The sequence below is a fragment of the Janthinobacterium paucivorans genome (genome assembly GCF_051380805.1).
Taxonomy (GTDB): domain Bacteria; phylum Pseudomonadota; class Gammaproteobacteria; order Burkholderiales; family Burkholderiaceae_D; genus Janthinobacterium; species Janthinobacterium lividum_D.
This window is the reverse complement of the sequence record NZ_JBNYXR010000001.1, coordinates 95,224-117,332: the sequence shown is the minus strand read 5'-3', so window position 1 is coordinate 117,332 and position 22,109 is coordinate 95,224. Positions and strand designations below refer to the sequence as shown.

The following is a 22,109-nucleotide window of genomic DNA, read 5'->3' as shown; positions in this document are numbered from 1 at the left end:
GATAGCTACGCGCGCGCCAGGGCCAGCCTGACGCGCGCGCAGAGCGCGTCCGTAGTCTAGAGACTACAGAGCTTCCTCGCCCGCCATGGCGCGGTCGATGTCTTCACGCGTCAAGTCCGGCGCCAGTTGCAGGATGAACTCGTAGGCGTAGGCACGCAGGTAAGCGCCGCGGCGCACGGCCAGGCGTGTCGTATTGATCGCGAACAAATGTGATGCTTCTACCGCCTGCAGCCCCTTGTCGCGGCCATGATCAAAAGCCATCGACGCCACAATGCCCACGCCCAGGCCCAGTGCCACGTATTGCTTGATGACGTCGGAATCCATGGCCGTCAAAATAATATCGGTGGCCACGCCTGCCTTGGCGAACGCATCGTCGATATGACCACGTCCCGTGAAGCCCTTGTCATAGGTAATCAAGGGATATTTGGCCAAGTCTTCCAGGCCGATGGGTGCATGCGCGAGCAGCGGATGGCCGTCCGGTACAACAATCAGATGACTCCAGCGGTAGCAGGGGAACGATACCAGATCGGGAAACTGGCTCAAGCCTTCCGTGGCGATGCCGATATCGGTCTTGCCAGACAGCACCCATTCTGCGATGTGCTCGGGCGCGCTTTGTTGTAGCGCAATACGCACCTCGGGATAGGCGGCGCGGAAGCCCTGCACCACTTTCGGCAGCGCATAGCGCGCCTGCGTGTGGGTGGCTGCCACCGACAAGGTACCGCTGGTCTGGCCGCTGTATTCGAGGCTGGCCTGTTGCAGGTTTTCCGCCTCGATCAAGAGGCGGTCAACGATCTTCAGGATACCCTTTCCCGGCTCGGTCAAGCCCGTCAAGCGCTTGCCGTTGCGCTCGAAGATGACCACGCCCAGCTCGTCTTCGAGTTCGCGAATTTGCCGGCTCACGCCAGGCTGCGAGGTGAACAGGGCGTTCGCCACTTCCGTCAGGTTATAGCCGCGGCGGGCCGCTTCGCGGATCGAGCGCAGTTGTTGAAAGTTCATGGCGTTCCAATATTAAGTTCGGGTGGGTTCGACAAAGACACGCAAGCGCTTTGGACGCACGACCAAGGTCTCGCCTTCCTTTAGCTGTAAATGGGTAAAACGCTCGTTCGACATCACAGCTTCGATCAGCTCGCTGTTATCGAGGCGCTGCAAGTCCAACTGGGCCAGCGGGCCAATCGCATGGGCGCGGCTCAGTTTCACTACAATGCCTTCGGCGCCTTGCGTGTAGCGGTCGATTTCCAGGTCATGCGGACGCACATAGGCCGTGCCCTTGCTATCGCTCACGCCCGCGTAATCGGGCACCTCGAAGCTGGCGTCGCCGGTGGCCATTACGCCTTCATGCACGCGGCCGTGGAACAGGTTGACGTTGCCCAGGAAGCCATAGACGAAAGGCGAGGCCGGATGGTTGTACACTTGCTCAGGGGAACCGAGTTGTTCGACGGTGCCCTTGTTCATCAGCACCACTTGATCCGCCACTTCCAGCGCTTCTTCCTGGTCATGCGTGACGAAAATGCTGGTGACGTGCAAGTCGTCATGCAGGCGGCGCAGCCAACGGCGCAATTCCTTGCGCACCTTGGCATCCAAAGCGCCGAACGGTTCATCGAGCAGCAGCACGCGCGGCTCGACAGCGAGGGCGCGCGCCAGGGCGATGCGCTGGCGCTGCCCCCCCGACAGCTGCGGCGGATAGCGGTCGGCCAGCCAGTCCAGCTGCACCAGTTCCAGCAACTCTTTCACTTTGCGGCGGATCTGGTCTTCCGACGGACGCTCGCTGCGCGATTTCACGCGCAAGCCGAAGGCCACGTTTTCAAATACCGTCATGTGCTTGAACAGCGCGTAGTGTTGAAACACGAAACCGACTTGCCGCTCGCGCACGTGGCGGTTAGACGCATCTTCGCCGTCCAGCAGCACCTGGCCGCTGTCCGGGTGTTCCAGGCCGGCAATAATGCGCAGCAATGTTGTCTTGCCGCAGCCGGATGGGCCCAGCAGTGCAGTCAATTCACCGGTTGGAAAATCCAGAGAGATATTGTCGAGGGCGACGAAATCGCCGAAGCGCTTGTGGATGTTGTTAACTGCGATGGTCATATCAGTGCTCCGTAGAACGTAAGGCGGAATCGTCGGCGTCGCTCTCGTTCAAACGCCACTCAATGAAAGCTTTCAAGGCCAGGGTCACCAGGGCCAGCAGGGCCAGCAAGGAGGCGACGGCAAACGCGGCGGCGAAGTTGTACTCGTTGTACAAAATTTCCACCTGCAGCGGCATGGTGTTGGTTTCTCCGCGAATATGACCGGACACGACCGAGACGGCACCGAACTCGCCCATGGCGCGCGCATTGCACAGGATCACGCCATACAACAAACCCCATTTAATATTGGGCAAGGTCACGCGGCGGAAAGTATTCCAGCCCGAGGCGCCCAGCACGATGGCGGCCTCTTCCTCTTCGCTGCCCTGCGACTGCATCAGCGGGATCAATTCGCGCGCCACAAAGGGGAAGGTAATGAAGATAGTGGCCAGCACGATGCCAGGCACGGCAAACAAAATCTTGATATCGTGCGCCTGCAGCCACGGACCGAACCAGCCCTGGGCGCCAAACATCAGCACATAGATCAGGCCGGAAATCACGGGCGAGACGGAAAAGGGCAAGTCGATCAGGGTCAGCAGGATGCTCTTGCCGCGAAACTCAAACTTGGCGATGCACCAGGACGCCGCCACGCCAAACACCAGGTTCAGCGGCACGGCGATGGCCGCCGTGATCAGGGTCAGTTTAATGGCGGAAATCGCGTCGGGGTCGATGACGGCGGCGATATACGCTTCCCAGCCCTTCTTGAACGCTTCGGCAAACACGGCCACCAGGGGCACGATCAGGAACGTCGTCAGGAACAGCAAGGCGATGCTGATCAATACCGTGCGCACCCACAACGGTTCCAGCACGACGGGACCGACATTGGGCGCAAAACGGCGCGCTGTTGGCAGCGCATCTTTCACTTGCGCCACCGCAGAGACATTGATACTCATGATTTTTTCGCCTTTCCGCGCGTCCATGCTTGCAGCAGGTTAATTGTCAACAGCAGCAGGAAGGACACCACCAGCATCACCACGGCAATGGCCGTGGCGCCCGCGTAATCGTATTGCTCCAGCTTGGTAATAATGAACAGCGGCGTGATTTCCGACACCATCGGCATGTTGCCGGCGATAAAGATCACGGAACCGTACTCGCCCGTGGCGCGCGCAAAGGCCAACGCAAAGCCCGTCAGCAAGGATGGCAGAATCGTGGGGAAGATCACGCGGATAAACGTTTGCAGGGAATTGGCGCCCAGGCTGGCGGCCGCTTCTTCCAATTCTTTTTCCGCGTCTTCCAGCACCGGTTGCACGGTGCGCACCACAAACGGCAAGCCGATGAAGGTCAGCGCCACCACCACGCCCAGCGGCGTGAACGCCACCTTGATGCCCAGCACGCCTTCGATGAACTGGCCGAACCAGCCGTTCGACGAGTACAGGGCTGTCAGGGTGATGCCGGCCACGGCCGTCGGCAAGGCGAACGGCAAGTCGACCAGCGCGTCGATGATGCGCTTGCCGGGGAAGGTATAGCGCACCAGCACCCAGGCCAGGATGCCGCCGAACACCACATTGAGCAGCGCGGCGATCAGCGAAGCGCCAAACGTCAATCGGTACGACGCCATCACGCGGTCGGACGTAACGGCGCTGAAGAAGGCGTCCCACGTCATGGTGAACGTTTTCAGGAACACCGACGAGAGTGGAATGAGGACGATCAAGGCCAGGTAAAAGAGCGTGAAGCCGAGCGACAGCTTAAACCCCGGCATGACCCGAAACGGCGCTCCGCGCGCCTTGGGCGGCGCTGCTGATGCTGATGCTGCAGACATAGACACTCCCTCTTATTACATTTTTGAGTTATGGAGTGCAATAATCACATGTATCCGTTATAAAAAGAACTAACCATTTCTCATTTGCTTAGATGAATTTCGCATACTTGCTGGCAGAATCGGTGGACGAAAAAAAACGCACCGGCGAGGTAATGCCGTTCAGTTAAGGGTTTTGGCGTGATTTATGAGCGCCAGTAAATTTGCTAACCCCAGAGGCAAAGAGCTGGGGTCGGACCCTCAGGGTCCGACTCCTGTCCTGGTTCTTGGGCTAAAAATAGCACCACTAACACACTAACTGAACGGCATTACACCGGCGAGGTGCGTTTTTATGGGGAAAGGGTGCCGAATAAAACGTTCAGGGCTAGGCGCGTTGCCGAAGACAGTACGAATGTACGGCGAGGCAATGCAACAACGCCATGGACGTTTTTTCGGTACTCTTACTTGTTGGGCTGCGGCGTCAGGCGCAAATATGGCTTGGCGGCCGTAAAACCCTTCGGATATTTCTGCTTGATCAGCTCCGGGTCTTGCACGGTCAAGGGAATGATGACGTCGTCGCCGTCTTTCCAGTTGCCGGGCGTGGCCACCGTATAGCCGTCCGTCAGTTGCAAGGCGTCGAGGACGCGCAGGATTTCATTGAAGTTGCGGCCCGTGCTGAGCGGATACGTGAGGATCAACCGAACTTTCTTGTTCGGGTCGATGATGAACACGGAGCGCACGGTGGCAGTCAGGGATTGCTCCGGGTGGATCATGTCATACAGCAGCGACACCTTCTTGTCGACGTCGGCGATGATGGGGAAACCCACCACCGTGTTTTGCGTCTCTTCGATATCCTTGATCCAGATCTTGTGCGACTCGGCTGCGTCCACGGACAGGGCGATGGCCTTCACATTGCGCTTGTCGAATTCCGGCTTGAGCTTGGCCGTCAAGCCTAGTTCCGTCGTGCACACAGGGGTAAAGTCGGCCGGATGGGAAAACAGCACTACCCAGGAGTCGCCGGCCCACTCGTGGAACTTGAGCGTGCCGATGGAGCTATCTTGTTCAAAATCGGGGGCGACATCGCCCAGGCGTAAAGTCATCGTGATCTCCTTGAAAAGTTCTGTTGCGCAATGTTCGTTGAGTGCGTTGAATCAGGCTGCCTGACGCGGGCGTTTATCGCTTTGCGCCAGATCAAACAGCGTTTGCAGTTGCGCCTGGCCGTAAACCCAGTCACCGAGGCGCGACTCGGCGTTGATATGACCGAGCGCACCGCCATCAATATACTTGCAATTCCAGCGTCGTGCCCACTGCGCCGCGTGTTCGGCCGTCATCCACGGGTCCGTCTGGCTGGCGATCAATATGCCGGGGCAAGGCAAGCGCTTTTGCGGCAAGGCTTGCGCCACGCCAAACTTGTCGGGATCGGCCGGCCCCACCAGCAGCACGCCGGCCACGCCCTGCGGGTCGCGGGCCAGGCTGTGCACCGTCGTCAGGCAGCCGAAGCTGTGGGCGACGATCAGGGTCGGGCGCGCATCTTGCCGCCGCACCTGGTCCAGGCGCGCCGACCAGGTGCGCAGGTCCGGTTCATGCCAGTTCTCTTGCTCGACGCGCTCGAATTGCGGATACAGGCGCTGCCAGCGGCTCTGCCAGTGCTCGGGACCGCTGTTATGCAAGCCCGGCACGATCAGTACCCGGCAATCGGAAAAACGACGCAGCGCCATGATGGATCCCTTTGCCTGGCAGTCTGGCAATCGTTGCCGATTGCCATCTGATATCTGATGTTACTTGGGTTGGTAGATCTGGTCGAAGATGCCGCCGTCAGCAAAGTGCGCCTTCTGGGCCGCCGTCCAGCCGCCGGCTACTTGCTCGATGCTGAACAGGTTGACCTTGGCGAACTGGGACGCGTATTTCTTCGCCGCCCTGTCCGTTGCTGGACGGTAGTAATTCTTGGCGATGATGTCTTGCCCTTCATCCGTGTACAGGTAGTTCAGGTAAGCCTCGGCCACCTTGCGCGTGCCGTGCTTGTCGGCGAACTTGTCGACGACGGCGACAGGCGGCTCGGCCAGGATGCTGACGGAAGGCGTGATGATGTCAAACTTGCTCGGGCCCAGTTCCTTGACGGCCAGGTAAGCTTCGTTTTCCCAGGCGATCAACACGTCGCCGATGCCGCGTTCAACGAAGGTGGTGGTGGCGCCGCGCGCGCCGGAATCGAGCACGGGCACGTTCTTGTACAGTTTACCGACGAAATCCTTGGCCTTCGCTTCGTTGCCGCCCGGCTGGCGCAGCGCGTAACCCCAGGCTGCCAAATGGTTCCAGCGGGCGCCGCCCGAGGTTTTCGGATTCGGCGTGATGACGGACACACCGGGCTTGATCAAGTCGTTCCAATCCTTGATGCCTTTCGGGTTGCCTTTGCGTACGAGAAACACGATGGTCGAGGTGTACGGCGAGCTATTGTGTGCCAAGCGCTTTTGCCAGTCGGTGGCCAGCAGCTTGTGCTCGGCCAGCGCGTCGATGTCATAGGCCAGGGCCAGCGTCACCACGTCCGCTTCCAGGCCGTCGATGACGGCGCGCGCCTGTTTGCCGGAACCACCGTGCGATTGCTTGATCTTGACGTTATCGCCCGTCTTGCCTTTCCACTGCTTGGCAAACGCCGCGTTCACATCCTGGTACAGCTCGCGCGTCGGGTCATACGACACGTTGAGCAAGGTGATATCGGCAGCCTGTGCCGTTTGCAAAATGGCAAACGCGCTGAGGGCGGCGGCTATGATGATTTTTTTCGACAGCATCTAAGATCCCCGTGTGGTTGAACTTTCAGAGCCACCAGATTACGCCGCAACGACCGCGAAGAGAACGAAGCGTTTCGCCGTTTGATATACATTTTTCGCATATCGACGACACACAACAGGGGTAAAGCAATCGAATAAAGTAGTCAATAATAACGGTTAAACAAGACGACCGCCCAGGTAGCAAAGGCCAGGATGCACGTCAGCAGCACGGCGGCGCTGCCAAAGTCCTTGGCGTTTTTCGACAGTGGATGGCGTTCCAGCGAAATACGGTCGACCACGGCTTCCAGCGCAGAATTGATCAGTTCGACGATCAAGACCAGCAGCAGCACGCCGATCAGCACCAGTTTTTCAAAGGCGGAGATGCGCAGCAGCAAGGCAATGAGCGTGCCGATGATGAACAAACCCAGTTCCTGGCGAAACGCGTGTTCATGGCGCCAGGCCGCCTTCAAGCCGTCGAGCGAGTAAAAAAAGGCGGAAAATATCCGCCTCAAGCCACTTTTACTCTTGAATTCATTTACAGGTTGCATAATTTTCGGTCATTCAAAGTGCGTCTAGTCGACAATTATGACGGCCAGCATGGGAATTGTGACAATTTATTCGCCGAGTATCTCGGGACATTTCACTATTTTTTCACATCATGGTATAAAGATGCATGAATACTGCATTGCACCAAATCCATCATGAAAATTGAACCGGTCGCAGCGCCGAAGACGACGATACAGGTAATCGAACGCATGGTCGCCCTGCTCGATGCCCTGGCCAAATATTCCGACCCGGTCAGCCTCAAGGAATTGTCCAAGGTATCGGGCCTGCACCCGTCGACAGCGCATCGCATCCTCAACGACATGGTGCTGACGCGCTTTGTCGACCGCATCGAACCGGGTACGTACCGATTGGGCATGCGCCTGCTGGAACTGGGCAATGTGGTGAAAAGCCGCCTCAGCGTGCGTGAAGCGGCGCTCGACTTCATGCGCCAACTGCACAAGAAAACCCAGCAAACCATCAACCTGTCGGTGCGCCAGGGCGACGAGATCGTCTACATCGACCGCGCCTTTTCCGAGCGCTCGGGCATGCAAGTGGTGCGTGCCATCGGTGGCCGCGGCCCGCTACACCTGACTTCGACAGGTAAATTATTTCTCTCCGTCGATGAGCCGAAAGCCATCCGCGCTTATGCCACGCGCACGGGCCTGGCCGGGCACAACAAAAATTCCATCACGGATCTGCAAAAACTTGAGCGCGAGTTGAGCCTGGTGCGCGAGCGCGGCTATGCGCGCGACAATGAAGAGCTGGAACTGGGCGTGCGCTGCATGGCCGCCGGCATCCGCGACGACTCGGGCAAGCTGATCGCCGGCCTGTCCATTTCCGCCCCCGCCGACCGCCTGCAAGATGAGTGGCTCGTCGATCTGGTCGAAACGGCCAACCAGATTTCCGTCACCTTGGGTTATATCCCGCAAGACTGACTGAGTACGCCTGACCAAATCTACTGCGCGGCGCGCTTTGCGGCCTGCGATGCTCACCGTACTTAAGTACGGTTGCGCTTCTTAGCCACAAATCACTGCCGCTCGCCACGATTTTGTCAGGCGTTGAACCGTTTGCAATACAACAGCACTGCCTAGTGACAATCAAGCGCCAGGCAGGCTCATATTGGCGGGTTTCAGCGCCTCGAGCCACTTGCGCATGCGTCCTGCATCGGCCGTGCGCGACTGTTTCCCCTTGGAATCGAGGAAGACCATGATCACGGCCCGTCCTTCGATGACAGCCTGCATCATCAAGCAGCGTCCCGCCTCGTTGATAAACCCCGTCTTTTGCAAGCCGATTTCCCAGCCCGGATTGGCCACCAGATGATTCGTATTGCCAAACCGCATAGGCTGGCCGCTGGCTTCGACGATAGCTTTCGGGTCCGTCGAATACTCGCGCAGCAAGGGGTGGTGGAAGGCAGCCATGGCCAGCTTGCCCAAGTCACGCGCGCTGGCCACGTTCATTTTCGACAAGCCGCTCGAATCGACGTAATGCGTATCGAGCATGCCCAGCTGGCGCGCCTTGCTGTTCATGGCCTCGACAAAGGCCGGCAAGCCGCCCGGATAATTGCGGCCCAGCGCCGAAGCGGCGCGGTTTTCCGAGCTCATCAGGGCGATATGCAGCATATTGGCGCGCGTCAATTGCGAGCCCACTTTCAGGCGTGAGCTGCTGAATTTGGCGCGGTCTACGTCCTCGTCCGTGATCGTCAGCACTTCCTCCATGTCCTGGCGCGCTTCGACCACGACCAGACCCGTCATCATCTTGGTGATCGAGGCGATGGGCAGGGCCACGTTGGAATTCTTTTCAAACAGCACTTCCGAGTTGGCCTGGTCCAGCACCAGCGCCACGCTCGACTTGAGGTCGAGCGGATCACGCGTCAGGTTCAGGCCGGCCAAGTCGCCCATGGTGGCCATCGGTGCGGCCATGGGTACGGCCGCGCTGCTGACTTTTTGATAGATCACTTTGCGTTTGCCGCGCACCATAACGACTCGGCGCACGGTATTGTCGCGCGGCGCGGCCGTCGCGCCCTTGCGCAACACGACTTTGAATTTCTTGGTATTGTGTTTCTTGGAGGCGGAGGATTTGCCGTTCGCGTCCTTGGCGTGCACGGCCGCAGCCGGTGCGAGCGCAAACAACAGGGAAGCCAGGACACCCAGCACAAGTTTAAACTTAGCCATTCGATCATTCCCCGTGAAACTTTTACCATATGGCAGTGTAGCGAAATGCAGAGTAATCGCAAGCCAATTTAACAGTTGCGACAGCATTTATTGCAGAAACGAAATGCAAATCGTTGACGATCAGCAAACAAACTGCTCGTTCATCCACCGATTTCCTGTGCCCATCGCTGGCAAGCGCTATTTGTCCATGAATTGAACAAAGCCAGCCAGCGGCTCGCGTTCGGTGTGCAAGCGGTTCTCGATCTTGTCCGGGTCGGCGTAGCCAAGCGCCATGCCGCACACCACCATTTCACTGGCCGCCACGCCCAGTTCCGCGCCGATGATGTCATGGTAGTGGATGAAGGCCGCTTGCGGGCAGGTATCGAGTCCGCGCGCGCGCGCCGCCAGCATGATGTTTTGCAAGAACATGCCATAGTCGAGCCAAGAACCCTGTTCCAGCACACGCTCAATGGTAAAGATCAGGCCGACGGGCGCATCGAAAAACTGGAAATTGCGTCCATGCTGGGCGGCCATGCCAGCCGTGTCGCCGCGTTCCAGGCCCAGCAGCTGATACAGGTCCAGGCCGATCTTGCGGCGGCGCGCAATGAACGGTGCCGTCCACTGGCGCGGATAATAGGTGTACGACGCCGTGCGCGCGGGCGCGCCAGGCACCTTCTGTGCGGCGTAGGCGTCGAGGATGCGGCGCGACAGGCGCAGGCGGGCCTCGCCCGACAATACATACACTTTCCAAGGCTGCATGTTGGCGCCCGAGGGCGCGCGCGCAGCCACTTCCAGGATGCGCGCGATCTCCTGCTGCGCCACCGGGGTGGGCAAAAAGGCGCGGATCGAACGGCGCGACACGATGACGGCGTCCACCGCTTGCGGCGTCGACGGTGTTTCAAATGTTTGCTTGCTCACTGCCCTGCTCTCCCGCTCGTTATCTACTTGTTCTCTACCTGATGCGCTATTTCTTGACGACAAACACCACGCCGACCACGGCCACCAGCATGCCGGCGAGGCCCAGCATAGTAAAGGCTTCGCCAAACATCAGCCAAGCCATCACGGCCGTCGTGGGCGGCGTCAGGTACAGCAAGCCCGTCACTTTCGTGGCATCACTGCGGCGTATCAGGGCGAACAGCAAGAAGATGGCGCCGATGGATAAGACGAGTACCGACCACAGCAAGGCGCCGATAAAGTGTGCCGTCCATTCCACGTGGCTGAAATGCAGGTCCAGCCCTTCGTAATACAGGGCAAATGGCCATACCACCACGATGGAGGCGGCAAACTGTACCAGCGTGCCAGTGCGCAAGTCGAATTGGGGACAGTGGCGTTTTTGGTACAAGGTGCCGGCCGTCATCGACAGCAGCGCGAAAATACACAGCAGCACGCTTTCCACGCTCAAGCCCACGCGGTTAATCTTGGCATACACGACCAGGGCCACGCCCAGCAAGCCAAAGAACAGGCCCAGCCACTGGCGCGGGCGCACAACTTCGCCGATCAGGGGCGCGGCGCAGGCCGTCAGCACGGGCTGCATGCCGACGATCAGTGCGCACAAACCGGCCGGCATGCCCAGCTTGATGGCGCACCAGACGCCGGCCAGATAGCCGGCCTGCATCAGGATGCCAGCCACGGCGATCTGGCGCAGCTGTCCCACAGGCCACGGCGCGCGCAACAGCAGTACCAGCGGCAGCAGGATCGCCAGCACGCCCAGGAAGCGCAGCAACAGGAAGGTCAGCGGCGGCGCGTACGGCAGGCCGAACTTGGCGACAATAAAGCCTGTGCTCCATAACAACACAAAGAAGCCGGGCAAGGCCACCGGCGCCAGTCTCGTCAGGAAAGGAGCTTTGGGGGCTTTGGGGGCTTTGGCGGCTTTGCCGCTGGCGCCAGCGGCAGCGGGAAACTTGGACATGGTATCAACTCGGCAAACGGGGTCGGCAGCGGGACGCTAGGCCAGTGCGGGAGCAAAGTCTAGCATGCTGCGCAGCGATCGCCGCCACAACTGCTGGAAACAGTAGTTTTCGCGCAAACCATTGACACTCAGAGATGAAATATTTCCCTTTGGAAACAATGACTTTTGATGCAAATCTATTCAATTGTTGCAACGCACAAGAATCGCTTGACTTCGTTTTTTTTCGCCGTAGAATAGGGTTTGTTGCGTTGCACAATTCTTGTTCAGCTTGAAAAATTTAGATTCACCTGCTTTCCCAAACGGTACACGCAGCATCAAATTAACCAGATTTCGATTTTTGGAGATTTATATGTTTTCAATTCCTGAGCAATTTTCGTCCGCTACCAAAGCCAACCTGGAAGCCCAATTCGCCCTGTTCTCGTCGCTGACGGGCAAAGCCTTCGAAGGCATCGAAAAGATCGTCGAACTGAACCTGACCGCTGCCAAGGCAACGCTGGAAGAATCGACCGCCGCCGCCAAGCAATTGCTGTCGGCAAAAGATCCACAAGAATTTTTCTCGCTGAGCACTGCTCAAGCCCAGCCTAGCGCCGAAAAAGCCATCGCTTACGGCCGTCACCTGGCAGCCATCACCTCCGGCACGCAAGCCGAGTTCAGCAAAGCTGCTGAATCGCAAATCGCTGAAACCAACCGCAAAGTTCTGTCGCTGGTGGAAGAAGTGACCAAGAACGCGCCAGCCGGTTCGGAAAACGCCGTCGCCATCTTGAAAAGCGCGATCGGCAATGCCAATGCAGGCTACGAGCAATTCTCGAAAACCAGCAAGCAAGCCGTCGAAACTATCGAAGCGAACCTGACATCGGCCGTGAACCAGTTCACGCAAGCGGCTGAAAAAGTCGTGCCGCGCACGGCTGCCAAGTAATTATTGCACGACCGCTGCGGCGGTCCGCTGTGAGCAGTTACCAGCTCCTCCAGGCAGCCATCGCGCACTTCACCGACGGATGCCATTATGCCCCAGCCCAGCTGGGGCATTTTTTATGGTGCGCTACTCCCCCAGATACGCCGCTTTCACGCGCGGGTCGTCGAGCATGGCAGCGGCGTTGCCGCCCATGGTGAGCAAGCCCGAATCCATCACATAGCCGCGGTGCGCCGCCTGCAGGGCCAGGCGGGCATTCTGTTCGACCAGCAAGATCGTGATGCCTTCGGACGACACCTTGCGGATCACCTCGAAAATCTTCTCGACCATGATGGGCGACAGGCCCATCGATGGTTCGTCAAGCAGCAGCAGCTTCGGATGGCTCATCAACGCGCGCGCCATGGCCAGCATCTGCTGCTCGCCGCCCGACAGCGTGCCGGCCATCTGCGCCGCCCTCTCCTTCAGACGCGGAAACACATCGAACCACCTGGCAATGTCATGCTCGACGCCCGCCTTGTCGGTGCGCGTGTAGGCCCCCATCATGAGGTTTTCGCGTATCGACATGCGGGTAAACACGCCCCGCCCTTCCGGCACCATGGCCAGCTTTTTTTCTACCAGATGAAACGATTTCGTGCCCTTGAGCGACGCGCCCAGGTAGCTGATCGTGCCTTCGATCTTGCATTCGGGCAAAGTGCCCGTGATGGCTTTCAAGGTCGTCGTCTTGCCGGCGCCGTTCGCGCCGATCAGGGCGATCAGCTCTCCCTGGTTCACTTCCAGGTCGATGCCTTTCACCGCCTTGATACCGCCGTAGGCCACGTGCAGGCCGGCGACCTTGAGGACGTTGTGGTTCAATCCATTGTGCGTCATGCGTGCGATCCCCCCAGATAAGCCTCGATAACGGCCGGGTTTTGTTGTATTTCGGCCGGCAAGCCTTCGGCGATGCGCTTGCCATACTCGAGCACCGTGATGCGGTCGCACAGTCCCATCATCAGTTTCACGTCGTGCTCGATCAACAGCACGGTCTTGCCTTCGGCCTTGATTTTCACCAGCAATTCGCGCAGGGCCAGCTTTTCCGTCGCATTCATGCCGGCCGCCGGCTCATCGAGAGCCAGCAGGGTCGGGTCGGTGGCCAGCGCGCGGGCAATTTCCAGGCGCCGCTGGTCGCCATATGATAAGAAGCGCGCCGTGCGCTTGGCAAACTGGGCGATACCGACGAAATCGAGCAATGCCATGGAGCGCTTGCGGATGGCAGCCTCTTCCTCGCGCGCTGCCTTGTGGCGGAAGATGGCGCCGAACACGCCCTGGTGCGAGCGCACATGGCACCCCACCATGACATTTTCCAGCGCCGTCATGTCGCCAAACAGGCGGATGTTCTGGAAGGTGCGCGCGATACCCGCCTTGGCCACCTTGTGCGGCGCCGATGGCGAATACGGCTTGCCAGCGAGCTTGAAGGTGCCCGTGTCGGGCTGGTAAAGGCCGGTGATGACATTGAAGAAGGTGGTCTTGCCGGCACCGTTGGGGCCGATCAAGCCATAGATCTGACCTTGCCGAATGGTAATGCCCACGTCCGTCAACGCTTGCAAGCCGCCGAAACGCTTGTTGACGCCGGCGATGTCGAGAATGATCTGTTGGCTCATGCTACCCCTCCCTTATGCGGACACGATGCCGGTGGATTTGTTCGGCTGGTCCACATCATGGTCGGGCCGGTCTTCGTGCTTGGGCGATGGCCACAGTCCGGCGGGACGATTGAGCATGATCAAGACCATGGCCAGGCCGTACAACAACTGGCGCAGCACTTCCGCCTCGATCACCACATGGCCGAACAGCGCCTGCTGGGCCGGTTCCACCACGTGGCGCAGCACTTCGGGTATCGAGGCAAGGATCACGCCGCCGAGGATCACGCCAGGAATATGCCCGATGCCGCCCAGCACCACCATGGCCAGCACGGCGATCGATTCCGTCAGCGAGAACGATTCCGGCGAGACAAAGCCCTGGAACGAGGCAAACATGGCACCGGCCACGCCGCCAAACGAAGCGCCCATGGAAAAGGCCAGCAATTTGACATTGCGCGTGTTGATGCCCATGGCTTTGGCGGCGATCTCATCTTCGCGGATGGCCACCCAGGCGCGGCCCAGGCGCGAATGCTGCAGGCGCTTGGTGACGAACACGATGCCGATGCACAGGAAGAGGAACAAAAAGTAATACGCATTCACGGACGGCATGGAAAAGCCGCCCACCACGACGGTGCTGTTGGTGCCGGCCTCCCCCGCCAGGTTGACGCCAAAGATGCGGATGGGATCGATCAAATTGATGCCTTGCGGGCCGTTCGTAAAATTAATCGGATCGTTCAAATTGTTCATGAAGATGCGGATGATTTCGCCAAAGCCCAAGGTTACGATGGCCAGGTAGTCGCCACGCAGTTTCAGCGTCGGTGCGCCCAGCAGCGCACCGCACAGGCCAGCAACAAAGGCGGCCAGCGGCACGATGAACCAGATCGACAGATGAAGGCCGTTTTCGCGGATTTCCGGTCCCATCAGTTGCACCAGGGTTGCACCCAGCAGCGGATACTGATTCACCACCGATTCGAGCAAGATGGCAAACTGCGGCGACGCCAACAAGGCCGTCAGGTAAGCGCCCACGGCGTAGAAGGCGATATAGCCGAGATCGAGCAAGCCGGCAAAGCCGACCACGATGTTCAGGCCCAGCGCCAGCATGATGTACAGCAAGGCCATGTCGATGATGCGCACCCACGAGTTGCCGAACTGCGCGGCAAAAAAGGGGAACACCATCAGCAGCGCGGCCAGGCCCAGCATGCCGGCGTAGGCTTTGGCGGGATTGTTCTTGGCGTCAAAATCGAGTAGTGCCATGGTGCTCAACTCCTTGTTTTTATGGATGACGTCAGGCGCGGTCGGCCACGCGCTCGCCCATGATGCCGGACGGACGCAGGGTCAGCACGATGATCAGCACGACGAAAGCAAAGATATCCTGGTAGTGGCTGCCGAGGAAACCACCGGTGAAATAGGCGATATAGCCGGCACCGAGGCTCTCGATGAGGCCCAGCAGGATGCCGCCCAGCATGGCGCCATAGATATTGCCGATGCCGCCCAGCACGGCCGCGCAAAAGGCTTTCAAGCCGGGGATGGCGCCCATGGAAAATTGAATGGATGCATAGTTGGCGCCCCACATCACACCTGCCACGGCCGCCAGCGCGGCGCCAATGGCAAAGGTGGCCACGATGACCTTGTCGGAATCGACGCCCATGAGGCCCGCCACGCGAGGGTTTTCCGCCGTGGCGCGCATGGCGCGGCCCATTTTTGTTTTTTCCACCAGCAACACCAATGCGCCCATCGACAGGGCAGCCAGGGCCAACAGCAGTACTTGCGTTTGCGAAATCACGGCGCCGCCCACATTGATAGGGTCGGTCGACAGCAATTGCGGGAAGGGCAAGGGATTACGCGTCCAGATCATCATGGCGAAGGTTTGCAGCAGGATGGAGACGCCGATGGCGGTAATCAGGGGGGCAAGGCGGGGAGCATTGCGCAGGCGGCGGTAGGCGACCCGCTCGATGATGATGTTGACCAGAATACAGGCGGGGATGGCGCCGAGGATGGCGGTGGCCAGTTTCAAGTAGCCGGGCCAGTCCGGCACATAAATGCCCAGCAGCTTGAGGATGCTCAAGCCCACCATGGCGCCTATCATGAGCACGTCGCCGTGGGCGAAGTTGATCAGGTTCAGAACGCCATACACCATCGTATAACCGAGAGCGATCAAGGCATACATGCTGCCCAGCACCAGGCCGTTAATGATTTGCTGGATGAATGTATCCATGGTCAGATTGCCCTATCAAATATGCATTTTTCGGGAACAACTTCCGCCAGAACATGTGAGGCTGATACAAAAACGGCACCGGAGGAACAATTCCCGCAGTGCCATCCTTGGACCGTTCTCACCAGCATGGTGCACGCACCCAAAACGGGCGCGACCTTACTGAGTCATAACGACAACATCTTCAAGCTTGAACCAATAATAACGATGTTTTGTGAAAACTAAAATTGGAATAAATTATTCATTTCCAAATTAAATTTTGTTTTGAGGTGGCTCCTCATCGATACTCAATCGCCGCATGCCATCAAGCGACGTCGCGCTTGATGCCGTCGAGGCCTTTCGGCATCGGGAAGGTGACCGCTTCCTGCACGCCATCGAGCGGGCGCACGCTCTTCACGCCGCACGCTTTCAAGCGCTCGATGACGGCTTGCACCAGCACCTCGGGCGCCGAGGCACCGGCCGTCACCCCCACGCGCAGCTTGCCTTCCAGCCAGGCGGGATCAATCTGCGAGGCATTATCGACCATGTAGGCAGGCGTACCCATCTTCTCGGCCACTTCGCGCAGACGGTTCGAATTCGAGCTGTTCGGGCTGCCCACGACGATCACCACTTCCACTTGCGGGGCCATGAATTTCACGGCCTCCTGGCGGTTGGTGGTGGCGTAGCAGATGTCGCCCTTTTTCGGCTCGGCGATATTCGGATATTTCGCTTTCAAGGCCGCGATAATGTCGCTAGTGTCGTCAACTGACAACGTTGTTTGAGAAACATAGGCCAGGCTATCGGGATTGGCGACCTGCAAAGCGGCCACATCGTCGAGCGTTTCCACCAGATGCATGCCCATCTCGGCCTGGCCCATCGTGCCTTCCACCTCGGGATGGCCATCGTGGCCGATCATGATGATCTCGCGCCCTTCGCGGCGCATCTTGCCCACTTCCATGTGCACCTTCGTGACCAGCGGGCAAGTCGCGTCAAAAATACTCAGGCCACGCGATTCCGCCTCGGCGCGCACGGCTTTCGAGACGCCATGGGCGGAAAACACCAGCGTATTGCCAGCAGGCACGTCATCAAGATCATCAATAAAGATGGCGCCCTTGTTGCGCAAGTCTGCCACCACATAGGCGTTATGCACGATTTCATGGCGCACATAGATCGGTGCACCAAATTGCTGCAAGGCACGCTCGACGATTTCGATCGCCCGGTCGACACCAGCGCAAAAACCGCGAGGCTGGGCCAGTAACAGTTCTTTATCCATCGCTATTCCTTTTTACAACACTGAAATGAGCTTGACTTCGAAGCGCAGTGGCTGACCGGCCAGCGGGTGATTAAAGTCGAACAGGGCCGAGTCCGCGCGCATTTCGCGCAGCACGCCGGCAAAGCGGCCGCCGCCCGGTGCGGCGAAGTCGACCAGGTCGCCAATCTTGTAGTCGGCCCCGGGTACCGAGTTTTCGTCGAGGGTCGCGCGCGAAACAGACTGCACCAGCTCGGGGTTGCGCTCGCCAAAGCCTTCGCTGGCGCTCAGCTCAAACGTCTGGTGCGTACCTTCAGGCAAGCCCAACAGGCGCTGCTCGAGGAATGGCGCCAACTGGCCCTGCCCCAGCATCAAGGTCGCAGGATTTGCGCTAAAAGTAGTGACAATATCAGTACCGTCAACAGTAGCAAGACGATAATGCAGGGTGAGGTAAGCCGCTTCGGTGACGATTGCTGGTTGCTCGTTGGACATAGTGAGTTTTCAAGTAGCTGATGCAAAGCGATATTGTAAGCCACACTGGCCGCGCCTGCCCCATGGCTTCGTCAAAGAAGGCCATGGGGCGCTCAGCGCCGGCGGCAAACAGGAGAACAGCATGGGTATCAAGGACTGGCCGGCCAGCGAGCGGCCACGCGAACGTTTGATCGAGGATGGCGCGCAGTCGCTGTCGGATGCGGAATTACTGGCCGTGTTCCTGCGCACCGGGGTGCGCGGCAAAAGCGCCGTAGAACTGGCGCGCGACACCGTGGAGCACTTCGGTTCCCTGCGCGGCCTGTTTGCTGCCAGCCTCGTGAGTTTTTCCGCCGTGCATGGCATGGGCAGCGCCAAGTTCGCCCAGTTGCAGGCGGTCATGGAACTGGCGCGGCGCGCCATCATCGAGGATTTACAGACGGGCCAAGCCCTCAGTTCGCCGCACGCCGTCAAAGACTATTTGCGCCTGACCCTGGGCAACCTGGCGCATGAAGCGTTCCATGTGTTGTTTTTGGACGTCAAGAATCGCCTGATCACGAGCCGCGAAATGTTTCGCGGCACTCTCACCCACACCAGTGTGTATCCGCGCGAAGTGGTCAAGCAGGCGCTGCTGCACAACGCGGCCAGCGTCATGCTGGCCCACAACCACCCGTCCGGCACGCCGGAGCCGAGCGAGTCGGATTTACTGCTGACGCGCGCGCTGGTGCAAGCCTTGTCGCTGGTGGACGTGCGCGTCCTCGACCACTTCGTCGTCGCCGGGCGACAAGTGCATTCGTTTGCGGAACACGGCCAGATCTAAGTAAGCGCGCAGGCCAGCACCACCGTGGTCGCAGTTAACCATGTGTAAACAAGGACATACGTGACAGCGCCGAGACGCTTATCTAACAGCAAACAGCGCTGTTTACCAGTGCTTTTCCCGATGGGAAAGGGGAAAAACCAAATTGTTAAATTTATTCACCAACATATGACACAATTGTTTTTCGCAAGTCATTGATAAATCTGCCTATTTTAGATATACTCTCGTTTTTCCAATTTGGAATATCTTTAAGGAGTGCGCCATGGCACGTGTTTGCCAAGTCACTGGGAAGAAGCCGATGGTCGGCAACAATGTTTCCCATGCAAACAACAAAACCAAACGTCGTTTTTTGCCTAACTTGCAGAATCGTCGTATTTTTGTTGAATCTGAAAACCGCTGGGTCTCCCTGCGTTTGTCCAACGCCGGTCTGCGCGTCATCGATAAAGTCGGCATCGACGCCGTATTGGTCGATATGCGCGCTCGTGGCGAAAAAGTCTAATTAGCAGAATAAGGGAGCTATCATGGCAAAATCAGGCCGCGACAAAATCAAGTTAGAATCGACCGCCGGTACGGGTCACTTCTACACGACCACCAAAAACAAGCGTACGACGCCAGCGAAAATGGAGATCATGAAATTTGATCCTAAAGCACGCAAGCACGTAACGTACAAAGAAACCAAAATCAAGTAATTGATATTGTGTTCTGCAGAAAGAGCCGCTCCGATGAGCGGTTTTTTTTCGCCCGGATTTCGGGCCGGCGGCTGCACACTTTGCCTGGATAAAAAAAAGGCCCTGGAATCGAGGGCCTTGATATGGCGTAACAGGCTAATCAGGCATAGCTGCGCAGGCGCAAGGAAAACTCTTGCAGCGATTGGATACCCGACGCTTCGGCACGTGCGCACCAGTCTTGCAGCTTTTGCAGCAATTGCTCACGCGTAAAGTGCGAACGCTCCCAGATCGCGCCCAGCTCCACACGCATCTGGTGCATGGTTTCCAGCGCCTTGCTATGCTGGAACAATTCCGACAGCTGTGCGTGATGCGCATCGGCCAGCTTGCCCGGTTCGCGCTGCATCAGCTTGCGCGACGATTTCAGGAAGCGCTTTTCCAGTTCGGCCTTGTGTTTCAGGTGTTCCAGCTCTTCCTTCCATGCATGCTTGATCGATTTCGCATACTTGGCCATCACGTCATAGCGGTTGGCGATGACCGATTGCAAGGTCTCGAAGTCCGCTTCCAGCTTGCCGTGCGAGAACTTCGGTTCCGGCGCCAGCTTTTTCACCTTCGCCAGGCCGAGCATTTCGAGTGCGCGGATATAGGCCCAGCCGATATCGATTTCATACCACTTCGACGACAGCTTGGCCGACGTAGCATAGGTATGGTGGTTGTTGTGCAACTCTTCGCCACCGATCAGGATGCCAAATGGAATGATGTTGGTGGCCGCGTCGGCGCAATCGTAGTTGCGGTAGCCCCAATAATGGCCGATGCCGTTGATGATGCCCGCTGCCGTGATAGGTATCCACATCATTTGCACGGCCCACACAGAAATGCCGATCACGCCGAACAACACGAAATTGATAAGCAACAGCGCTACCACGCCCAACCAGCTGTATTTCGTGTAGAGGTTGCGTTCGATCCAGTCCGTCGGCGTGCCGTGACCATACTTGGCCATGGTTTCCATGTTCTTCGATTCAGCGCGGTACAGCTCGGCGCCTTCCCAGAACACTTTCTTGATGCCGCGCGTCACGGGGCTGTGCGGATCTTCTTCCGTGTCGCACTTGGCATGGTGCTTGCGGTGGATGGCCGCCCATTCCTTGGTGACCTGACCGGTCGTCAACCACAGCCAGAAACGGAAGAAGTGGCTGGGAATAGCGTGCAATTCCAGCGCCCGGTGGGCCTGGTGGCGGTGCAGGTAAATCGTCACGCTGGCGATGGTGATGTGCGTAACGACCATGGTGTACAGGAAAACTTGCCATGCGGACAAATCGGTAATGCCAGTTGCCATGAACTGTAAAACGTCGTGTAAAACGGAACTCAATGTCATTACTGCTACTCCAAGTGGACAGGGCATGCGCTCGGTCGCTCCAGTGACTCCGGAGGTCCGGCAGCGTTAATTTTAGGCGTGATTGTACGCCCTAATGGGAACTATCAGGCAAATCGAAGGCAGACAGCAAGGTCAGGGCTGGGCGCCGGATGACGCAGACTCACCGCCTGCCGCGCCCGTGAGCGGGACAGGAGGCGTACCAACAATACGCAATTCGCGTTGCGGAAACGGCACAGTGACCTTATGTTCCTGCAAGGTGCGCCAAATGGCGCGATTCACATTCGACTTCACGCCGCCCGTGCCGTTTTCCGGATCCGCGATCCAGAAGCCAATTTGCACATCGAGACCGTCGGCACCGAAACGCACGAGAGTGGCCGATGGCGGATTGCTTTGCGACACACGCGGCACCTTGGCAGTGGCCGCTTCCAGCAAAGGGAAGATGACATCAAGATCGGTTTCATAGCCCAGCGACACGGCCGTCGACAGCCAAACCATGCGGTTGCTCAGCGACATGTTCTGCACGCCGCCGGAAATTAGCATTTCATTGGGCACGATCGATTCCACGCCATCACCACCTAGCAAGACAGTATAGCGCGTATTGATCTGCGTCACCTTGCCCGTAAATTGACCGACTGTGATCATGTCGCCGATGGTCAGACTGCGGTCGAGCAAGATGATGAAACCGGACACAAAGTTCGCGGCGATCTTTTGCAAGCCAAAACCCAGCGCCACGCCAAAGGCGCCACCAAACACCGACAGCACCGTCAAGTCGATGCCCACCAGCGACAAGCTGACCAGCACGGAAACGAGGATCAGCACGGCGCGCCCCATGCGCGACAGCACCACGCGCAAGGAAGTGTGCAGGCCCTGCATTTTCATCAGGTGCTCGTCGAGCGAAGTGCCAGCCCACATGGCCAGCACCAGCAGCACGGCCACCGAAATAGCGGCTTGCAAGATGGCAGCCACGGATACCTTGTTGCGTCCCAGCGGCACGAAAATGCTTTCCAGGAACGCATGCAGATCGGGCCACAGGCCGGTGATATACAGGGCCATGCCGGCCCACACCACCACGGTAAATACCTTTTCCAGCAACAACATGGTGGGGCTGATATCGCCATGATGGGCAAAAATGCGGCGCAGCACATAAAAACCGAGACGCACCAGCGCCATCGATGTACACAGGGGAATGGCGATACTGAGCAGATTCACCGACTGGAACTTGGCCAGGAAATGTTGCGCGATGCCCAGCAACATGGCCGCCAGCAAAGGCGTCAGGATGCGAATGAAACTGTCCGTGCGCTGCAAGGTTTCCGGCGTAGACGGGACGGCAGCCGCTTGCGCCCGCTGGTGCAGGAATGCGCGCAATTGCCGCACCAGCAACCAGCTCAGTGCCAGGCAAGCGACGATGAGCAAGGCCTGCCACAAGATGGCTGGCTGACGGAAATCGTTGACAAAATCAGTGATCAGGTTGAGCAGCGGGGTTTCATTCATGGCGCAGGAGATCCGGAAGGGGAACACAGAAGTGGTACGGATGGGCATAGAACCCATGCCGCCAGGCGGGCTGACGGCATTGAAGCGGCCACTGCAGGGTGCAGCGGCCGCCCGTGA

Annotated in this window: 24 protein-coding genes; 5 read left to right on the top strand and 19 right to left on the bottom strand. The window is 58.5% G+C overall.

Translation table 11 applies throughout. The annotated features are described in order from the left end of the window. Positions 1–63 precede the first annotated feature (63 nt). The 8 genes from ACQ4V8_RS00515 to ACQ4V8_RS00480 form a co-directional block, all read right to left on the bottom strand. Positions 64–996: a CysB family HTH-type transcriptional regulator gene (locus ACQ4V8_RS00515; RefSeq protein WP_010400897.1), complete on the bottom strand. Its 933-nt coding sequence runs from the start codon at positions 994–996 to the stop codon at positions 64–66. A gap of 12 nt (positions 997–1,008) precedes the next feature. Then, positions 1,009–2,079: a sulfate/molybdate ABC transporter ATP-binding protein gene (locus ACQ4V8_RS00510; RefSeq protein ID WP_010400898.1), complete on the bottom strand. Its 1,071-nt coding sequence runs from the start codon at positions 2,077–2,079 to the stop codon at positions 1,009–1,011. A 1-nt stretch (position 2,080) separates the two neighbouring features. Further along, a complete protein-coding gene (cysW, locus tag ACQ4V8_RS00505; RefSeq protein ID WP_436570728.1) occupies positions 2,081–3,007 on the bottom strand; it encodes a sulfate ABC transporter permease subunit CysW in 927 nt (308 codons plus the stop codon). Further along, positions 3,004–3,813, bottom strand: a complete 810-nt coding sequence (gene cysT / locus ACQ4V8_RS00500) for a sulfate ABC transporter permease subunit CysT (RefSeq protein WP_010400902.1) — start codon at positions 3,811–3,813, stop codon at positions 3,004–3,006. Before cysT ends, cysW begins: the two co-directional genes overlap by 4 nt. A 497-nt stretch (positions 3,814–4,310) precedes the next feature. Continuing rightward, positions 4,311–4,949, bottom strand: coding sequence for a peroxiredoxin (locus ACQ4V8_RS00495; RefSeq protein ID WP_196854717.1), 639 nt, complete (start codon positions 4,947–4,949; stop codon positions 4,311–4,313). Between the two features lie 51 nt (positions 4,950–5,000). Further along, the gene (locus ACQ4V8_RS00490; protein WP_436570727.1) at positions 5,001–5,567 is read right to left on the bottom strand and encodes an RBBP9/YdeN family alpha/beta hydrolase; all 567 of its coding nucleotides are present in this window, start codon (positions 5,565–5,567) and stop codon (positions 5,001–5,003) included. Positions 5,568–5,627: 60 nt separating this feature from the next. Then, positions 5,628–6,632: a sulfate ABC transporter substrate-binding protein gene (locus ACQ4V8_RS00485; RefSeq protein ID WP_010400906.1), complete on the bottom strand. Its 1,005-nt coding sequence runs from the start codon at positions 6,630–6,632 to the stop codon at positions 5,628–5,630. 143 nt (positions 6,633–6,775) lie between these two features. Beyond that, entirely contained in the window at positions 6,776–7,159 is a 384-nt protein-coding gene (locus ACQ4V8_RS00480; RefSeq protein WP_010400907.1) for a diacylglycerol kinase, read from the bottom strand. Between the two features lie 153 nt (positions 7,160–7,312). On the opposite strand from ACQ4V8_RS00480, the gene ACQ4V8_RS00475 reads away from it, so the two are divergent. After that, positions 7,313–8,092 carry an IclR family transcriptional regulator gene (locus ACQ4V8_RS00475; protein ID WP_034785179.1) on the top strand — a complete coding sequence of 260 codons (780 nt, stop codon included), beginning with the start codon at positions 7,313–7,315 and terminating at the stop codon, positions 8,090–8,092. A 162-nt stretch (positions 8,093–8,254) separates the two neighbouring features. On the opposite strand, the gene ACQ4V8_RS00470 is transcribed toward ACQ4V8_RS00475, so the two are convergent. From ACQ4V8_RS00470 to ACQ4V8_RS00460, 3 genes are all read right to left on the bottom strand, one after another. Further along, a complete protein-coding gene (locus tag ACQ4V8_RS00470) occupies positions 8,255–9,328 on the bottom strand; it encodes a serine hydrolase (RefSeq protein WP_070346389.1) in 1,074 nt (357 codons plus the stop codon). 177 nt (positions 9,329–9,505) lie between these two features. Next, positions 9,506–10,225, bottom strand: coding sequence for a nitroreductase (locus ACQ4V8_RS00465; protein WP_436570726.1), 720 nt, complete (start codon positions 10,223–10,225; stop codon positions 9,506–9,508). Positions 10,226–10,271: 46 nt separating this feature from the next. Continuing rightward, a complete protein-coding gene (locus ACQ4V8_RS00460; protein ID WP_436570725.1) occupies positions 10,272–11,216 on the bottom strand; it encodes a DMT family transporter in 945 nt (314 codons plus the stop codon). A gap of 349 nt (positions 11,217–11,565) precedes the next feature. On the opposite strand from ACQ4V8_RS00460, the gene ACQ4V8_RS00455 reads away from it, so the two are divergent. Beyond that, a complete protein-coding gene (locus ACQ4V8_RS00455; protein ID WP_010400915.1) occupies positions 11,566–12,132 on the top strand; it encodes a phasin family protein in 567 nt (188 codons plus the stop codon). Positions 12,133–12,255: 123 nt separating this feature from the next. Here the strand turns inward: ACQ4V8_RS00455 and ACQ4V8_RS00450 are convergent, their stop codons facing one another. From ACQ4V8_RS00450 to ACQ4V8_RS00425, 6 genes are all read right to left on the bottom strand, one after another. Then, entirely contained in the window at positions 12,256–12,978 is a 723-nt protein-coding gene (locus ACQ4V8_RS00450) for an ABC transporter ATP-binding protein (protein ID WP_010400917.1), read from the bottom strand. A gap of 11 nt (positions 12,979–12,989) precedes the next feature. Next, the gene (locus ACQ4V8_RS00445; protein WP_010400919.1) at positions 12,990–13,763 is read right to left on the bottom strand and encodes an ABC transporter ATP-binding protein; all 774 of its coding nucleotides are present in this window, start codon (positions 13,761–13,763) and stop codon (positions 12,990–12,992) included. A 12-nt stretch (positions 13,764–13,775) separates the two neighbouring features. Beyond that, on the bottom strand, positions 13,776–14,993 hold the full coding sequence (locus ACQ4V8_RS00440) for an ABC transporter permease subunit (protein ID WP_029496616.1): 1,218 nt from the start codon (positions 14,991–14,993) through the stop codon (positions 13,776–13,778). A 31-nt stretch (positions 14,994–15,024) separates the two neighbouring features. Then, positions 15,025–15,954 (bottom strand): branched-chain amino acid ABC transporter permease, encoded by a 930-nt coding sequence (locus tag ACQ4V8_RS00435; RefSeq protein WP_010400921.1) that lies wholly within the window; start codon positions 15,952–15,954, stop codon positions 15,025–15,027. Positions 15,955–16,255: 301 nt separating this feature from the next. Next, on the bottom strand, positions 16,256–17,203 hold the full coding sequence (gene ispH / locus ACQ4V8_RS00430) for a 4-hydroxy-3-methylbut-2-enyl diphosphate reductase (protein WP_010400923.1): 948 nt from the start codon (positions 17,201–17,203) through the stop codon (positions 16,256–16,258). 12 nt (positions 17,204–17,215) lie between these two features. Continuing rightward, positions 17,216–17,671: an FKBP-type peptidyl-prolyl cis-trans isomerase gene (locus ACQ4V8_RS00425; protein WP_010400925.1), complete on the bottom strand. Its 456-nt coding sequence runs from the start codon at positions 17,669–17,671 to the stop codon at positions 17,216–17,218. A 121-nt stretch (positions 17,672–17,792) separates the two neighbouring features. On the opposite strand from ACQ4V8_RS00425, the gene radC reads away from it, so the two are divergent. The 3 genes from radC (at position 17,793) to rpmG (ending at position 19,153) form a co-directional block, all read left to right on the top strand. After that, positions 17,793–18,467 carry a RadC family protein gene (radC, locus tag ACQ4V8_RS00420; RefSeq protein WP_010400927.1) on the top strand — a complete coding sequence of 225 codons (675 nt, stop codon included), beginning with the start codon at positions 17,793–17,795 and terminating at the stop codon, positions 18,465–18,467. Positions 18,468–18,726: 259 nt separating this feature from the next. Continuing rightward, positions 18,727–18,963, top strand: a complete 237-nt coding sequence (rpmB, locus tag ACQ4V8_RS00415; RefSeq protein WP_010400928.1) for a 50S ribosomal protein L28 — start codon at positions 18,727–18,729, stop codon at positions 18,961–18,963. Positions 18,964–18,985: 22 nt separating this feature from the next. Then, positions 18,986–19,153, top strand: coding sequence for a 50S ribosomal protein L33 (gene rpmG / locus ACQ4V8_RS00410; RefSeq protein WP_010400929.1), 168 nt, complete (start codon positions 18,986–18,988; stop codon positions 19,151–19,153). Between the two features lie 139 nt (positions 19,154–19,292). Here the strand turns inward: rpmG and ACQ4V8_RS00405 are convergent, their stop codons facing one another. Then, entirely contained in the window at positions 19,293–20,501 is a 1,209-nt protein-coding gene (locus tag ACQ4V8_RS00405; RefSeq protein WP_010400930.1) for a DesA family fatty acid desaturase, read from the bottom strand. Positions 20,502–20,633: 132 nt separating this feature from the next. Further along, complete coding sequence (locus tag ACQ4V8_RS00400; protein WP_010400932.1) at positions 20,634–21,992, bottom strand: mechanosensitive ion channel family protein; 1,359 nt, start codon at positions 21,990–21,992, stop codon at positions 20,634–20,636. Positions 21,993–22,109: the final 117 nt, after the last annotated feature.

Coding starts and splice junctions, on each gene's coding strand:
- ACQ4V8_RS00400 (WP_010400932.1), bottom strand. CDS start 21,992: ATGAATGAAACCCCGCTGCTCAACCTGATCACTGATTTTGTCAACGAT.
- ACQ4V8_RS00435 (WP_010400921.1), bottom strand. CDS start 15,954: ATGGATACATTCATCCAGCAAATCATTAACGGCCTGGTGCTGGGCAGC.
- ACQ4V8_RS00455 (WP_010400915.1), top strand. CDS start 11,566: ATGTTTTCAATTCCTGAGCAATTTTCGTCCGCTACCAAAGCCAACCTG.
- rpmB (WP_010400928.1), top strand. CDS start 18,727: ATGGCACGTGTTTGCCAAGTCACTGGGAAGAAGCCGATGGTCGGCAAC.
- ACQ4V8_RS00470 (WP_070346389.1), bottom strand. CDS start 9,328: ATGGCTAAGTTTAAACTTGTGCTGGGTGTCCTGGCTTCCCTGTTGTTT.
- ACQ4V8_RS00460 (WP_436570725.1), bottom strand. CDS start 11,216: ATGTCCAAGTTTCCCGCTGCCGCTGGCGCCAGCGGCAAAGCCGCCAAA.
- cysT (WP_010400902.1), bottom strand. CDS start 3,813: ATGCCGGGGTTTAAGCTGTCGCTCGGCTTCACGCTCTTTTACCTGGCC.
- cysW (WP_436570728.1), bottom strand. CDS start 3,007: ATGAGTATCAATGTCTCTGCGGTGGCGCAAGTGAAAGATGCGCTGCCA.
- radC (WP_010400927.1), top strand. CDS start 17,793: ATGGGTATCAAGGACTGGCCGGCCAGCGAGCGGCCACGCGAACGTTTG.
- ACQ4V8_RS00490 (WP_436570727.1), bottom strand. CDS start 5,567: ATGGCGCTGCGTCGTTTTTCCGATTGCCGGGTACTGATCGTGCCGGGC.
- ispH (WP_010400923.1), bottom strand. CDS start 17,203: ATGGATAAAGAACTGTTACTGGCCCAGCCTCGCGGTTTTTGCGCTGGT.
- ACQ4V8_RS00425 (WP_010400925.1), bottom strand. CDS start 17,671: ATGTCCAACGAGCAACCAGCAATCGTCACCGAAGCGGCTTACCTCACC.
- ACQ4V8_RS00515 (WP_010400897.1), bottom strand. CDS start 996: ATGAACTTTCAACAACTGCGCTCGATCCGCGAAGCGGCCCGCCGCGGC.
- ACQ4V8_RS00495 (WP_196854717.1), bottom strand. CDS start 4,949: ATGACTTTACGCCTGGGCGATGTCGCCCCCGATTTTGAACAAGATAGC.
- ACQ4V8_RS00405 (WP_010400930.1), bottom strand. CDS start 20,501: ATGACATTGAGTTCCGTTTTACACGACGTTTTACAGTTCATGGCAACT.
- ACQ4V8_RS00510 (WP_010400898.1), bottom strand. CDS start 2,079: ATGACCATCGCAGTTAACAACATCCACAAGCGCTTCGGCGATTTCGTC.
- ACQ4V8_RS00480 (WP_010400907.1), bottom strand. CDS start 7,159: ATGCAACCTGTAAATGAATTCAAGAGTAAAAGTGGCTTGAGGCGGATA.
- ACQ4V8_RS00445 (WP_010400919.1), bottom strand. CDS start 13,763: ATGAGCCAACAGATCATTCTCGACATCGCCGGCGTCAACAAGCGTTTC.
- ACQ4V8_RS00440 (WP_029496616.1), bottom strand. CDS start 14,993: ATGGCACTACTCGATTTTGACGCCAAGAACAATCCCGCCAAAGCCTAC.
- rpmG (WP_010400929.1), top strand. CDS start 18,986: ATGGCAAAATCAGGCCGCGACAAAATCAAGTTAGAATCGACCGCCGGT.
- ACQ4V8_RS00485 (WP_010400906.1), bottom strand. CDS start 6,632: ATGCTGTCGAAAAAAATCATCATAGCCGCCGCCCTCAGCGCGTTTGCC.
- ACQ4V8_RS00475 (WP_034785179.1), top strand. CDS start 7,313: ATGAAAATTGAACCGGTCGCAGCGCCGAAGACGACGATACAGGTAATC.